Source organism: Pseudomonas sp. PI1, assembly GCF_000812405.1.
GTDB classification, from domain to species: domain Bacteria; phylum Pseudomonadota; class Gammaproteobacteria; order Pseudomonadales; family Pseudomonadaceae; genus Pseudomonas; species Pseudomonas citronellolis.
The window spans coordinates 1-12,935 of record NZ_JWMC01000020.1; the positions used below are offsets into that span (position 1 = coordinate 1).

The window sequence follows — 12,935 nt, forward strand, 5'->3', positions numbered from 1 at the left end:
GGAAGTCTCCTACCGTCTGGCTTGCAGAAGCGGGTCTTGTCCCTCCACCCCCGACAGGTTCCTACCCTAACGCCATACAAGCGGATCTCATCCGCGAACCGCGCCGATATGTCCGGCCATCGCGGACAAGGTCCGCTACGGGGGAATGCCGTGCCTCGGGGCAACCTGTAGGAGCGGGCCCTGCCCGCGATTTCGCGCGCAGGGCGCGCTCCTACATGGGAATGGTGCGGGTGGGGCTGCGTAGCGGACTTCGTCCGCGATTCGGCGGATAACGCCATAGGCGTTATGCGCCCTACGGTGAAATACCCGAGCGCACCGGAACGCCCCTGTAGATCGGAGCGCAGGACCGCCTCGGCCCCTATGAAAATCCCGTTCCCCCCCCAGCCAGAGAAACGGCATCCTTTCCCAAGCGAACGGCATTGACTCGGCAGCGGGCTTCTAGCATCTGTCCGTAACCTGATAGTGGCCGGCCGTCCCCTTCGGCAACATGTGTTCTAACCATCACATTCGAAGTGGGTGAATACACATGTACCGTGGCTTTTGGTATGCGCAGGCGCTGGATCGCGATTGTCACCTCGCCCCCTCGCTCAAGGGTAATGAGCAGGCCGACGTCTGCATCGTCGGCGGAGGTTTCCTCGGCCTGTGGTCGGCGATCCGCCTGAAGCAGGCGCATCCCGAGCGCCGGATCGTCATCGTCGAGCGCGACCGCTGCGGCTCCGGCGCCAGCGGCCGCAACGGCGGCATCGCCACCAACTGGTGGGCGAAGTACCTGTCGGTGATGAGCATCTGCGGCGAGAAGGAAGCGCGGCGCATCTGCGAGGCCGCCGAATCGGCCATCGACGAGATCGGCAGCTTCTGCCGCGAGCACGGCATCGACGCGCAGTACCGCAAGGACGGCTGGCTGTGGACCGCCAGCAACCAGCGCCAGGTGGACTCCTGGAAGGTGCTCACCGACAGCCTCGAACGCCATGGCGTCAACCCCTTCCGCAACCTCACCCGCGAGGAGGTGCGCCGGCGCACCGGTTCGGCGCGGATGATGGGCGGCATCTTCGACCCCAACGCCGCCACCGTGCAGCCGGCGATGCTGGCCCGCGGCCTGCGCCGGGTGGCCCTGGAGCTGGGCGTGGTGATCTACGAGAAGTCGCCGCTGACCACCCTGGAGCGCTCCGAGCAGCCGGTGGTGCATACCGCGCAGGGCAGCGTGCGGGCGAAGAAGGTGGTCGTCGCCATGAACGCCTGGGGCGCGCAGTTCCCCGAGCTGCGCCGGATGATCGCGGTCATGTCCAGCGACATGGTGGCCACCGCGCCGGTCAAGGAACGCCTGGATCAGATCGGCTTCAGCGGCGGCGAGTGCATCACCGACTCGCGCACCGTGCTCAACTACTACCGCAACACCCCCGACGGGCGCATCGTCTTCGGCAAGCCGCTGGGGCAGTTCGCCTTCGCCGGCAGGATCGGCGACCTCTACGAGCGCCCGACGCCGGCGGCGCAGAAGGTGGCTGCCGAGATGCGCAGCTTCTACCCGCAACTGAGCGACGTGCCCATCGTCAGCAGCTGGACCGGCCCGATCGACCGCGCCATGAAGGGCCTGCCGAACTTCGGCCAGCTGGGCGGCCACCCGAACATCGTGTTCGGCATCGGCTTCTCCGGCAATGGCGTCGGCACCACGGTGTTCGCCAGCCGGATCATCAAGTCGCTGGTGGAGGAGGCCAACGACGAGTGGGCCAACTGCGGCCTGGTCAACCAGAAGATGAAGCTGTTCCCGCCGGAGCCGTTCCGCTTCATCGGCGCCCACCTGGTGCGTGACGCGCTGGTGCGCAAGGAGTCCCTGGAGGACCGCAACCTGGACGCCAGCTTCCTGACCTCGCAGCTCGCCGCGCTGGCCCCCGCCGGCTACGTTCCCGCCCAGAAGAAATAGGAAAGCATTCCAATGAAGCATCGCATCGTCTTCCTCGACGACGAAGGCATCGGGCCCGACGTCCGCGTGCCGAAGCTGCCTTTCGAGCACACCTGGGTCAGCCACCGCTACACGCGCCCGGAGCAGGTGGTGGAGCACCTGCGCGGCGCCAGCGTGGCGCTGACCTGCAGCGTGCCGCTGCGCGAGGAACACCTGGCCCAGCTACCCGACCTGCGGATGATCTCCCTGGCGCTGACCGGCACCGATATCGTCGACCTGGACTACTGCCGGGCGCACGGCATCAAGGTCAGCAACGTGCCGGGCTACGCCACCTACTCGGTGGCCGAGCATGCCGTGGCGATGATGTTCGAGCTGTTCCGCAAGGTCTCCAGCTACAGCCGCCTGATGCAGCGGGTGCGCAGCGGCGCCGCCGAGCCCAGGAACATCTACTTCGACTACCCGATCCGCGACCTGCGCGGCCGCGTGCTCGGCATCGTCGGCAACGGCCCCATCGGCAAGCGCGTGGCCGAGCTGGGCAGGGGCATCGGCATGCACGTGGTCTTCCATGACCGCGGCGGCCGCTACGCCGGGCCCAGCTACGTACCGCTGGACACGCTGCTGCAGCTCAGCGACGTGCTGATGATCAACTGCCCGCTGACCGACGAGACCCGCGACCTGGTCGGCGCCGCCGAGCTGGCGCGGATGAAGCCCGACGCGGTGATCGTCAACACCGGCCGCGGCGGCGTGGTCAACGAGGCCGCGCTGATCGAGGCGATGCTCGCCGGGCGCCTCGGCGGCGCCGCGCTGGACGTGCTGGTGGACGAGCCGGTGCAGCCAGACAACCCGATCCTGCAGTTGATCGAGCAGGACAACTTCATCCTCACGCCGCACGTGGCCTGGAGCAGCAACGATGCGATGCAGCGGCTGATCGACCAGAGCGTCGGCAACATCGCCGAGTTCGTCGCCTCGAGCGACGGCGCGCAACGCCTCGGGGTGCTCAAGTGAACACCGGCCCGGCCTGCCGCGCTGAGCTTTAACGATCTCCACTTGTGCTGCCCGCCGGCAAAGGTGCGCAGCACTTTTTTATGCAGATGCAACCTGGCGTCCAACGACAATCAACGAGGTATGCAGATGCCGTTCCGCCCGCTCGACATGCTCCGGAAGCTGCGCGACACGCGCGATGTGATGCAGTGCCGGGCCGAGCTGGTGCGCGAGATGCCCGGCCACCTGACCCGCCACCGCTTCCACTATCCCTTCCGGCAGGGCGACCGCTACCCGACCTGGCTGGTGGACATGGGCTTCCGGCTGGTGGCGGCCCTGGGCGGCTGGAAGGTGCCCCTGGCCTACCGCCGCCTGTCCCGTGCGCAGGCCGCCAGCGAGAGCGCCCTGGGACGGGGCAGGGCGGAGGCGCTCTCGCGGATCGCCGCTACGAGGGAGGCCCGTCGTCAGGAAGAGCTGTGCCATTTCGAAAGTCGACAGTGCCGGGCTCGCGAACAGGGCCTTGCCCATTGAGCGAAACCTCTCAGGAGGAATGAGCCATGACCCGGGAGGGCCCGCGGCGTAGTGGATGTTTCGTGCAGGACGCGCCAGCGGAAGCGATGGACCGCCTGGAAAGTCCACGGCCAAGTGCTGTTTGCCTTCAAAACGCTTTTTGCCGCAAAGCTCGGGCACGCGGTCCGGCCGGGTCCCCGGTGGAGCCAAAGGCTCCACCGGGTGAGGGCTTAGCTGCGCCCGCCTCCATGGCTGTGCTGCCCGCCCTTGCGGCCGGCTTCGGAGGCTTTCTCACGGTCGTTGGCGAAGTTGCCGCCGCTTTGCTGACCGCCTTTCTTCCCTGCCTCGGAGGCTTTTTCGCGATCGTTGGCGAAGTTGCCGGGGTTGGTGTTTTTGGAAGTCATGAAAGTGCTCCTCGGATGCATCGCATCCATTGGGTGGGCCGCCAGTCGGCCCACACAGTTACTGGGAAGGCATCGCCGGACAATGGTTCGAAGAAGTTTCGCCAGTGGTTGAAGCACCGTCGGATCAGGCGCCGGAAGGCGTCCGCGAGGGGCGGAGCAGGTCGACGACCTCCTGGTCGTCGAGCTGGTGGAAGTCCCGGTAGTAGTGGCCGACGCTGTGGAAATCCTCAGGCGTCAGCAGGCACACCAGCTCGTCCACCAGCGGCCGCAGTTTCTCCACGGTGGCCGGCGGCCCCACGGGCACGGCGAGGATGATCCGCCGCGGGTCGTCCTCGCGCAGGGCCTGCAGCGCCGCGCGCACGCTGTTGCCGGTGGCCAGTCCGTCGTCCACCAGGATCAGGTCGCGGCCGCGGCGTGACGCCAGCGGTTGCTGCCCACAGTAGCGGGCGCGGCGGCGCTCGATTTCCCGCAGCTGTTCGGCCAGGCGGCGTTCGAACCAGTCGGGCGCCACGCGCAGCTGGCGCAGCAGGTCCTCGTCCTTCACCCACCTGGGCGGGTCGCCTTCCACCACCGCGCCCACGGCGTATTCCTCGTGGCCGGGCGCGCCTATCTTGCGCACCAGCAGCAGCTCCAGGGGATATTGCAGGGCCAGGGAGATTTCATAGGCCACCGGCACGCCGCCGCGGGGCAGGGCCAGCAGCAGGGGTTCGTGCATGGGCCGTTCGCGCAGCGCCTCGGCCAGGGCCTTGCCGGCGTGCCGGCGGTCGTCGAATGCGTTCATCGTCGGACTCCGAAGGGGATGGTGTCCGCCGCGTCCGGCTCCGGCAACGGTTCGGCGGCGTGGCAAAGGCGTTCGCGCCCGGCTTCGCTGGAGGACATGCTGCGTACCTCGTCCCGTGGTTCATTCTGGTTTGAGAAGGCAGCGGGGCGGGCGTTCAGGTTTTCAGTGCGGCGGCGGGCAGAGCAGGAAGCGCAGGGCAGGGGGCCGCTGGCCCCGCTCGCGCCGAAAAGCCGACGTCAGGAAATGACGGTAACTGGCTGGCGAAGCGTCGTTATAACTTCTTCTTATACAGGGGGGATTTCAACTCGCGGACGGCGTCCTGGCGCATGAGCGGGCACGGCTTTTCGTAGGATGGTGTTGAGCGAAGCGATACCCATCAGCGCAACCGCATGGGTATCGCAAGCTCAACCCATCCTACGAAGAGCGCCTTGGTGCGGGGGGCAAAACCGTACCTCCCTGGAATTGTAGGAGGCCCTGCCCGCGATTCGCGCGCAGGGCGCGCTCCTACAGGGAAATGGCGCGGGTGGGGTTGCGTAGGAGCGAGCATGGCTTTTCGTAGGATGGTGTTGAGCGAAGCGATACCCATCGCCATGACCGCATGGGTATCGCCAAGGCTCAACCCATCCTACGAAGAGCGCCTCGGTGCGGGGGCAAAACCATTGCTCGGAGATATGGAGTTCCCGGTGGCGGGGTTTTAAGAGCACCCTCACCCCAGCCCTCTCCCGCAAGCGGGAGAGGGAGCTGTTCGTGCCAGCGGAGTGTCCGGCGTTGCCGGTGAGTCCAATCGCGGACAGAGTCCGCTCCTACGGCCGTACCTCCCTGGAATTGTAGGAGGCCCTGCCCGCGATTCGCGCGCAGGGCGCGCTCCTACAGGGGGATGACGCGGGTGGGGTTGCGTGGGAGCGAGCATGGCTTTTCGTAGGATGGTGTTGAGCGAAGCGATACCCATCGGCGCAACCGCATGGGTTTCGCAGGCTCAACACCATCCTGTTCCTCCGCGGCGTCCTTGGCGCGGTAGGCCGGTCGGCGAGCGCGGCTGAACCTTGGCCCGGGGCGCCGGTCAGCCGGAGACCACGCACCACGGAGGAACACGACCATGGCGCAGCCCCCGCGCTTTCGCATCCATTACGAGCTCGAAGGCCAGCCCTGCTCCCACGAGGTGGATGCCCCCAGCGGCAACCTGACCCCCGACCAGGCGCGCTTCCAGCTGGAAAGCCTGCATTCGGACAGCAACCCGGCGGACATCACCGAGCTGCGCATCGTCCCGCTGACGCCCTGCGAGGGCGAGCCCGGCCCCGGCGACGGCTGGCAGGCCGGCGCCCTGGATGGCGTGGCCTGAGGCTGGCGCGTGATGAAACCTTGCAAGCCGTCCCGGGCAGGGGGGCCGTCGGCATGAAGTCCGCCCTGTTGTGCCTGCTCAGGGGCTGCGAGTGGGAAGGCCGGGAGGTGCTGGAGGTGGGCCGCGAGCGCCTGCTGCACCAGTGCTGCCGGCGCTGCGGCGCGCACCGCTACGCCGCCGCGGCCTAGCTGCCCTGAGCCCCTGGCTGCTGGTCGAGGGCGATCGGCCGCTCGCGGGTGCGCCGGCGATGGCTCATTCGCCCTGCGCCAGCGGCAGTTCGGCGAGGCTCTCCAGGTAGGCGCCGAAACCGCCGTGGGCGCGGTAGTCGCGGCGGGCGCTGGTGGTCACGCAGGTCTGGTGCGTCCAGACGATGCGCGCGCCGCAGCGTTCCAGGTCGCGCACCAGGTGCACATCCTCGTCGCAGGGCAGTGGGCGGAAGCCGCCGGCGCGGCGATAGGCGAGGGCGCAGATGCCCAGGTTGGCGCCGTGCACGTGGCGGTGGCCCTCGCGGGACTGGTAGTGGCGCAGGTAGCGCGCCTGCACCTCGGGGGCATGGGCCGACCAGTCGTCCAGGCGCACCGTGCCGCACACCGCCTCGGCGTCGAAGGCCAGCTGGCGCGCCAGCCAGTCGGGGCCGACGCGGCTGTCGGCGTCGGTGCAGGCCAGCCAGCGCGCGCCCAGGCCCAGCAGGTGCTGGGCGCCGGCGCGGCGGGCCTGGCCGACGTTGCGCGCGCTCACCGGCAGCACCGCCACGCCCAGCTCGGCGGCGATGGCCGCGCTGCCGTCGGTGCAGCTGTCGAGCACTGCCAGCACGGTTACCGGCTCGCCGTTCAGGGCCGGGTGGCGCGCCGCTTCCAGCAGTGACAACAGGCAGCCACGCAGGCGCTGTTCCTCGTTGTGCGCCGGCACCAGCACGCCGATCACGGGGCGGCCCCGGCGTTGCCGTCGAACCACAGCTCCAGGCGGAAGTCCGGTTCCAGGTGGCAGACCCGCGCCGGCATGCCCATGGCCTCGGCGAGCAGGGCATGGACGGCGTCGCCGGCCAGTTCGCAGCCCTGGATCGGATGGCGCCAGTGGCAGGCCGCTAGCGCGGCGCCGCGCTCCAGGCTGGCGGCGGCGCGTTCGCAGGCCAGGCGCCAGGACTCCGCATCGAGGTAGTAACCCAGCTCGCTGAGCACCACCAGGTCGAAACAGCCGGCGGGCCAGTCCTGGGGCAGGCCGCCCTGGCGCACGCGGGCGTGCTCGCAACTGGCCAGGCGCTGGCGTGCCAGGCTCACGGCGGTGGCGCTGGGGTCGCTGCACAGCAGTTCGTCGCAGCGCTGGGCCAGTTCGATGCTCAGTTCGCCGTTGGCGCAGGCCGGCTCGAAGCCGCGGGCGAAGCGCGGGCGCGGCAGGCAGGCCAGCAGCAGCGCGCGCTTGCGCCGTTCGTACCAGCGGGTGCGGAAGGCCCAGGGGTCGGGATCGTCGGCGTACAGCGCCTCGAAATGGCTGGCGGGCAGGCTCACAGGAAGTACACCTCGAAGGGTTGGCTGAGGGTTTCCAGCAGGTGCGGGCCGAGGATGGGGCCGGCGCCGCGGGTGGGGTCCGCTTGCAACTGGCTGGCATGGGCGGCGATGGCCCGGCGCTTGCGCCCCCGGGCGCGTGCGTCCAGGTCCAGGCGCCGGGCCCGCGCCCAGGGCAGGCGCGGGTCGCCGGGGGCGGCCCAGTGCCAGGCCCAGATCGCCACTTCGCAATGGCGCGCACCGGAAGTAGCGGCTGCCGCCGCGCAGGCCAGGCCGACCTGATCGTGGTCCGGGTGGCCGTCGCGGCGCCAGGTGCTGAGCAGCCTGTCGCCGGGGCGCAGCAGGCCGCGCAGGGCGCTATCGAGGGTGGCCGCGTCGACCTGGCCGTCGGCCATGCCCAGGCGCCGCCAGCGCAGGCGCGGCAGGTCCAGGCCGAGGCGGGCGAGGGCCTCGCGGCTCTCCTGCGGGCGCACTTCGCGCAGGCGTTCGCGCGTCCAGCGGGACGAGCCGGGGTGGCTGGCCTCGCCATCGGTGACCGACACCAGCAGCAGCTCGCCGGCCCAGTCGCCCAGGCTGGCGAGCAGGCCGCCGCAGCCGAGCACCTCGTCGTCGGGGTGCGGCGCCACCAGCACCAGGCGCCCGTCGCCCAGCAGCGTCTGCGGGGTGATCCGCGGCAAGCGCTGCAGCGCCCGGCAGGCGCGCCAGGCCTGCGGGTCGGTGCCGGCGCCGGCCGCGGCTATCGGGTCCTGCGCCGCGCTCATAGCGCCCAGGCCTCGGCGGTCTGGGCGGCCAGGCGCAGGCCGAGGAAGGCCAGGTCGCGCTCGCCATGGCTCTGGCGCAGGAATACCGGCAGGTCGGCGGCCAACTGGGCGAAATGCTGGTCGCGGCAGAAGGGCGTGGCGCCCAGGGCGCGGCCGACGTGCCATTGCACCGCCTCCACGGCGCCCTCGACCTGGGCCCGCACGCGCCGGGCGCAGAGTTCGGCGCAGGCGTCGGGGTTGTCGTCGATCCAGCCGGCGCATTCGCGCAGCGCGCCGGCGGCGCCGGCCAGGGCGGCGTCCACCGCGCCCAGGTGGGCCATGGCGTGCGGGTCGTCGGTGTGGCCGTGGTGCAGGTAACTGGCCAGGCGGCTGGCCGCGCCGTACCAGCAGGCGGCGATGCCCGCCGCGCCGTGCCAGAAGCCCGGGCGTTCCAGGTAGGCCAGCGGCCCGCCCACGCAACGCGCCCCGGCTGCCTCGAAGCTGACCTCGACGCTGGCGGTGGCGGCCATGCCCACCGCGTTCCAGCCGCCCTCGGCGACCTGCACGCCCGGCTGCCTGAGGCTCACCGCCACCAGTTGCGGGCGCTGGTTCTCGTCCCGGACGCTGAGCAGCGCCTGGTCCACCTGGGTGGCGCCGGAGCACCAGGGCTTGACCCCGCTGATGCGCACCTCGTCGCCCCGGCGCGCCTCGATGCGTACCCGCTGGCTTGGCGGGTCGGCGGCCCACACCGCCCAGACGCCGGGGCGCCGCGGCACTTCGGGGGCCAGCTCGGCGAGGATCGCCAGGGCATCGGTGTGGCCTTCGTACAGCTTGAGCAGCGACAGGTCGGCGCCGGCCACCGTGGCCAGCGCCTGCCAGCGCTGCAGGGTGCGGCCGCTGCCGGGGCGGGGCAACTGGTCGAGGCCGGCGGCGCACAGCTCGCGCAGGCGCCGGCCCAGCGTGTCGGGCTGGCGGCTGAGGTCGCGGGGGAGTTCGAAGTCGGCGAGGGCCTGCAGCAGGCCGGTGGGCAGGTCGTGGGACATGGCGGCTCCGGCGAAGGTCGTTTCCCAGCCGACTGCCGGGCAAGGCCGGAGGTTCAAACCGAACGCCGAACGCGCCGCCGGCCTACCGCCGGGGAAAAAAGCCTGAACTCCGCCGCCGCGCCCGCCCCCAACCAAGAGCCAGCGCGCCCATGGGCGCCGCCCACCTGATCAGGAGATGGACAGATGACGCAGAACAAAGAGTCCGGCAAGCAGAGCCAACTGGCGGGGACCCAGACCACCGACCGCGGCAACGGCAACGAGAAGCTGGAGCAGTTGGAGCGCTACCGCGAGGACGCCACCGGGCAGGCCCTGACCACCAATACCGGCACGCGCATCGCCGACAACCAGAACAGCCTCCGCGCCGGCCCGCGCGGCCCCTCGCTGCTCGAAGACTTCATACTGCGCGAGAAGATCACCCACTTCGACCACGAGCGCATTCCCGAGCGCGTGGTGCATGCCCGCGGCTCGGCGGCCCACGGCTATTTCGAGGCCTACGAGGACTGCAGCGCGCTGACCAAGGCGGCGTTCCTGGGCAAGGCCGGCAAGCGCACCCCGGTGTTCGTGCGCTTCTCCACCGTGCAGGGCCCGCGCGGCTCGGCCGACACCGTGCGCGACGTGCGCGGCTTCGCGGTGAAGTTCTACACCGAGGAGGGCAACTTCGACCTGGTGGGCAACAACATGCCGGTGTTCTTCATCCAGGACGCGATCAAGTTCCCCGACTTCGTCCACGCGGTGAAGCCCGAGCCGCACAACGAAATCCCCACCGGCGCCTCGGCCCACGACACCTTCTGGGACTTCGTCTCGCTGCAGCCGGAGTCGGCGCACATGGTCATGTGGCTGATGTCCGACCGCGCCATCCCCATCGCCTTCCGCAACATGCAGGGCTTCGGCGTGCATACCTTCCGCCTGGTCAACGCCAACGGCGAGAGCCACCTGGTGAAGTTCCACTGGCGGCCGAAGTCCGGCACCTGCTCGCTGGTCTGGGACGAGGCGCAGAAGCTCGCCGGCAAGGACCCGGACTTCAACCGCCGCACGCTCTGGGAGGACATCGAGAAGGGCGACTACCCGGAATGGGAGCTGGGCGTGCAGGTGATCGCCGAGGATGATCAGGACAAGTTCGACTTCGACCTGCTCGACGCCACCAAGCTGGTGCCCGAGGAACAGGTGCCGGTGCAGCTGCTCGGGCGCATGGTGCTGGACCGCAACCCGGACAACTTCTTCGCCGAGACCGAGCAGGTGGCCTTCCACGTCGGCCACATAGTGCCGGGCATCGATTTCAGCAACGACCCGCTGCTGCAGGGCCGGCTGTTCTCCTACACCGACACCCAGCTGCTGCGCCTGGGCGGGCCGAACTTCAACCAGATCCCGATCAACCAGCCGCTGTGCCCGTTCCACAACAACCAGCGCGACGCCTACCACCAGCACAGCCTGCATCGCGGGCGGGCTTCCTACGAGCCCAACTCCATCGACGCCGGCTGGCCCCGGGAAACCCCGCCGGCGGCGCGCCAGGGCGGCTTCGTCAGCTACCACGAGCCGATGACCGGCAGCAAGGTGCGCGAGCGCGCGGCGTCCTTCGCCGACCACTTCAGCCAGGCCGCGCTGTTCTGGCACAGCCTGAGCGAGGCCGAGCAGAATCACGTGGTGGCCGCTTACGCCTTCGAGCTGGGCAAGGTGGAGCGCCAGGCGATCCGCGAGCGCGAGGTCAACGAGGTGCTGGTGAACATCGACGCCCAGCTGGCCGCGCGGGTGGCCGCGCAGATCGGCGTGCAGGTCACGGCGAAGGCCCCGCAGCGCCCGGCGCCGCAGCCATCGCCGGCGCTCAGCCAGGTGAACCTGCTGGCCGGCGACATCCGTTCGCGCAAGGTGGCGATCCTGGTGGCCGATGGCGCCAGCGAGAGCGAGATCGTCGACATGCTCCAGGCCCTGGGCGCGGAGGGCGCCAGCGCCAAGCTGATCGGCCCCACGGCGGCGCCGGTCAAGACCGACAGCGGCACCAGCCTGGTGCCCCAGGGTACCTGGGACGGCCTGCCCTCGGTGGCCTTCGACGCGGTCTACGTGCCGGGCGGGGTGGCGGTCACCCTGGGCGGGGACGGCCGTGGCCTGCATTACCTGCTGGAGGCCTACAAGCACCTCAAGCCGCTGGCCTTCAGCGGCGATGCGCAGGCGTTGCCGGGGCAACTGGGGCTGCAACCGGATGACGGCCTGGTGATGGGGGCGACGGCGGGGGATGTGTTCGGCGGGTTGAAGAACGCATTGCTGCAGCATCGTATCTGGGCGAGGGAGGCGCAGGTGGGGGCAGTGCCGGCGTGATGTGGGGAGGCTCCTACGGCCAGAAGGCACGGACGTAGGAGCAACTGTCTTGCCGGTTGTGGTGATGGGTATCGCTTCGCTCAACGCCATCCTACGAGTTGTGTTTGCCGGGGGCGTAGGAGCGGACTTTGTCCGCGATTAGACTCACCAAGCGCACCGGACACCCCGGTGGCACGGACAGCCCCCTCTCCCTCTGGGAGAGGGCTGGGGTGAGGGCAGCGGACTTCGCCCACACACCGCTGCCAACCCTGACTCCACACTCGTCTGGCCGCACCCATCGCGGACTGGCCGCCACCGCACTGAACTCGCCGTCCGCTGCGCCAGTCCACTGCCAGAGAAGCTCCGGAGGCGGTGATGAAAAGACGCTACAGCCTGCTCCTGTCGAGCGTCCTGGCGATCCTGGCGTTGCTGCTGGTCGCGCATGTCGCGTTGCCCTACGTGATCCGCGACTACCTCAACGGCAAGCTCGACCGCATGGGCGACTACCACGGCCAGCTCGCCGACGTCGATCTCGCGCTGTGGCGCGGGGCCTACCGGATCAATGGCCTGAAGATCGTCAAGGTCAACGGCAAGGTGCCGGTGCCGCTGCTGGACGCGCCGGTGATCGACCTCTCGGTGAGCTGGCACGCGCTCTGGTACGACCACGGCATTGTGGCGCGGGTGGTGTTCCTGCGGCCGCAGCTGAACTTCGTCGACGGCGGCGACCGCCAGGACTCCCAGAGCGGCGCCGGCACCGACTGGCGCGAGCAGCTGGACAAGCTGCTGCCCATCACTCTGGACGAGGTGCGCATCGACGACGGCCGCATCCACTTCCGCAACTACCGCTCCAGGCCGCCGGTGCACCTTACCGCCAGTGCGGTGCAGGCGAGCCTGTACAACCTGACCAACGTGAGGGACGAGAAGGGCGAGCGGGTGGCCCGCTTCGAAGGCCACGCCCAGCTGTTCGGCCAGGCGCCGCTGGAGGTGCAGGCGTCCTTCGACCCCTTCGCCAACTTCGAGGACTTCGAGCTGCGCCTGCGCGCCAGCGACGTGGAGCTGCGGCGGGTGAACGACTTCGCCGCGGCCTACGGCAAGTTCGACTTCAACCAGGGCCACGGCACCCTGGTGATCGAGGCCAGGGCGGACGAGGGCCGGCTCAGCGGCTACATCAAGCCGCTGCTGCGCGACGTCGACGTGTTCAACTGGCAGCAGGACGTGGAGGAGAAGGACAAGGGCCTGTTCCGCTCCATCTGGGAGGCGCTGGTGGGCGGCGGCGAGACGCTGCTGAAGAACCAGCGCAAGGACCAGTTCGCGACCCGCGTCGAGCTCAGCGGCAACATCCATGACCGGGACGTCAGCGCGTTCCAGGCCTTCCTCGGCATCCTGCGCAACGCCTTCATCCAGGCGTTCAGCGCGCGCTACGAGCGTTCCGCGCCCGAGGACTGAGGC

The 12,935-nt window shown here is 69.7% G+C and carries 12 protein-coding genes and 1 pseudogene; 7 read left to right on the top strand and 6 right to left on the bottom strand.

The window, feature by feature from the left end; genetic code table 11:
- Window positions 1–526 precede the first annotated feature (526 nt).
- The 3 genes from RN02_RS08675 to RN02_RS08685 all read left to right on the top strand — a co-directional run bounded on the left by RN02_RS08675 (window position 527) and on the right by RN02_RS08685 (window position 3,409).
- Window positions 527–1,918: an NAD(P)/FAD-dependent oxidoreductase gene (locus tag RN02_RS08675; protein ID WP_009619761.1), complete on the top strand. Its 1,392-nt coding sequence runs from the start codon at window positions 527–529 to the stop codon at window positions 1,916–1,918.
- A gap of 12 nt (window positions 1,919–1,930) precedes the next feature.
- On the top strand, window positions 1,931–2,902 hold the full coding sequence (locus RN02_RS08680) for a D-2-hydroxyacid dehydrogenase (protein ID WP_043266498.1): 972 nt from the start codon (window positions 1,931–1,933) through the stop codon (window positions 2,900–2,902).
- Between the two features lie 126 nt (window positions 2,903–3,028).
- Window positions 3,029–3,409 (top strand): hypothetical protein, encoded by a 381-nt coding sequence (locus RN02_RS08685; protein WP_043314107.1) that lies wholly within the window; start codon window positions 3,029–3,031, stop codon window positions 3,407–3,409.
- Between the two features lie 209 nt (window positions 3,410–3,618).
- Here RN02_RS08685 and RN02_RS08690 read toward each other — a convergent pair.
- Together RN02_RS08690 and RN02_RS08695 are read right to left on the bottom strand one after the other, a co-directional pair.
- Window positions 3,619–3,768 (bottom strand): annotated as a pseudogene (locus RN02_RS08690) (general stress protein); the annotation flags it as partial.
- 148 nt (window positions 3,769–3,916) lie between these two features.
- The gene (locus RN02_RS08695) at window positions 3,917–4,573 is read right to left on the bottom strand and encodes a phosphoribosyltransferase (protein WP_043314108.1); all 657 of its coding nucleotides are present in this window, start codon (window positions 4,571–4,573) and stop codon (window positions 3,917–3,919) included.
- A gap of 1,096 nt (window positions 4,574–5,669) precedes the next feature.
- Between RN02_RS08695 and RN02_RS08700 the strand changes: the two genes are divergently transcribed.
- Together RN02_RS08700 and RN02_RS34450 are read left to right on the top strand one after the other, a co-directional pair.
- On the top strand, window positions 5,670–5,912 hold the full coding sequence (locus RN02_RS08700) for a hypothetical protein (RefSeq protein ID WP_009619767.1): 243 nt from the start codon (window positions 5,670–5,672) through the stop codon (window positions 5,910–5,912).
- Window positions 5,913–5,965: 53 nt separating this feature from the next.
- Window positions 5,966–6,100, top strand: a complete 135-nt coding sequence (locus RN02_RS34450; protein ID WP_268872057.1) for a PSPA7_2676 family Cys-rich small protein — start codon at window positions 5,966–5,968, stop codon at window positions 6,098–6,100.
- A gap of 64 nt (window positions 6,101–6,164) precedes the next feature.
- Here RN02_RS34450 and RN02_RS08705 read toward each other — a convergent pair whose 3' ends face one another.
- From RN02_RS08705 to RN02_RS08720, 4 genes are read right to left on the bottom strand one after another with little or no spacing between them, the layout of a single operon-like run.
- Window positions 6,165–6,836 carry a glycosyltransferase gene (locus RN02_RS08705; RefSeq protein ID WP_043314109.1) on the bottom strand — a complete coding sequence of 224 codons (672 nt, stop codon included), beginning with the start codon at window positions 6,834–6,836 and terminating at the stop codon, window positions 6,165–6,167.
- On the bottom strand, window positions 6,833–7,417 hold the full coding sequence (locus tag RN02_RS08710) for a class I SAM-dependent methyltransferase (RefSeq protein ID WP_043314110.1): 585 nt from the start codon (window positions 7,415–7,417) through the stop codon (window positions 6,833–6,835). The genes RN02_RS08705 and RN02_RS08710 overlap by 4 nt, the downstream gene beginning before the upstream one ends.
- Window positions 7,414–8,175 (bottom strand): PIG-L deacetylase family protein, encoded by a 762-nt coding sequence (locus RN02_RS08715; RefSeq protein WP_043314111.1) that lies wholly within the window; start codon window positions 8,173–8,175, stop codon window positions 7,414–7,416. Before RN02_RS08715 ends, RN02_RS08710 begins: the two co-directional genes overlap by 4 nt.
- Window positions 8,172–9,197 carry an acyl-CoA dehydrogenase gene (locus RN02_RS08720; RefSeq protein WP_043314112.1) on the bottom strand — a complete coding sequence of 342 codons (1,026 nt, stop codon included), beginning with the start codon at window positions 9,195–9,197 and terminating at the stop codon, window positions 8,172–8,174. The genes RN02_RS08715 and RN02_RS08720 overlap by 4 nt, the downstream gene beginning before the upstream one ends.
- A gap of 183 nt (window positions 9,198–9,380) precedes the next feature.
- On the opposite strand from RN02_RS08720, the gene katE reads away from it, so the two are divergent.
- Window positions 9,381–11,507 (top strand): catalase HPII, encoded by a 2,127-nt coding sequence (gene katE / locus RN02_RS08725; protein ID WP_043314113.1) that lies wholly within the window; start codon window positions 9,381–9,383, stop codon window positions 11,505–11,507.
- 354 nt (window positions 11,508–11,861) lie between these two features.
- Window positions 11,862–12,932 carry a DUF748 domain-containing protein gene (locus RN02_RS08730; protein ID WP_009619780.1) on the top strand — a complete coding sequence of 357 codons (1,071 nt, stop codon included), beginning with the start codon at window positions 11,862–11,864 and terminating at the stop codon, window positions 12,930–12,932.
- Window positions 12,933–12,935 lie beyond the last annotated feature (3 nt).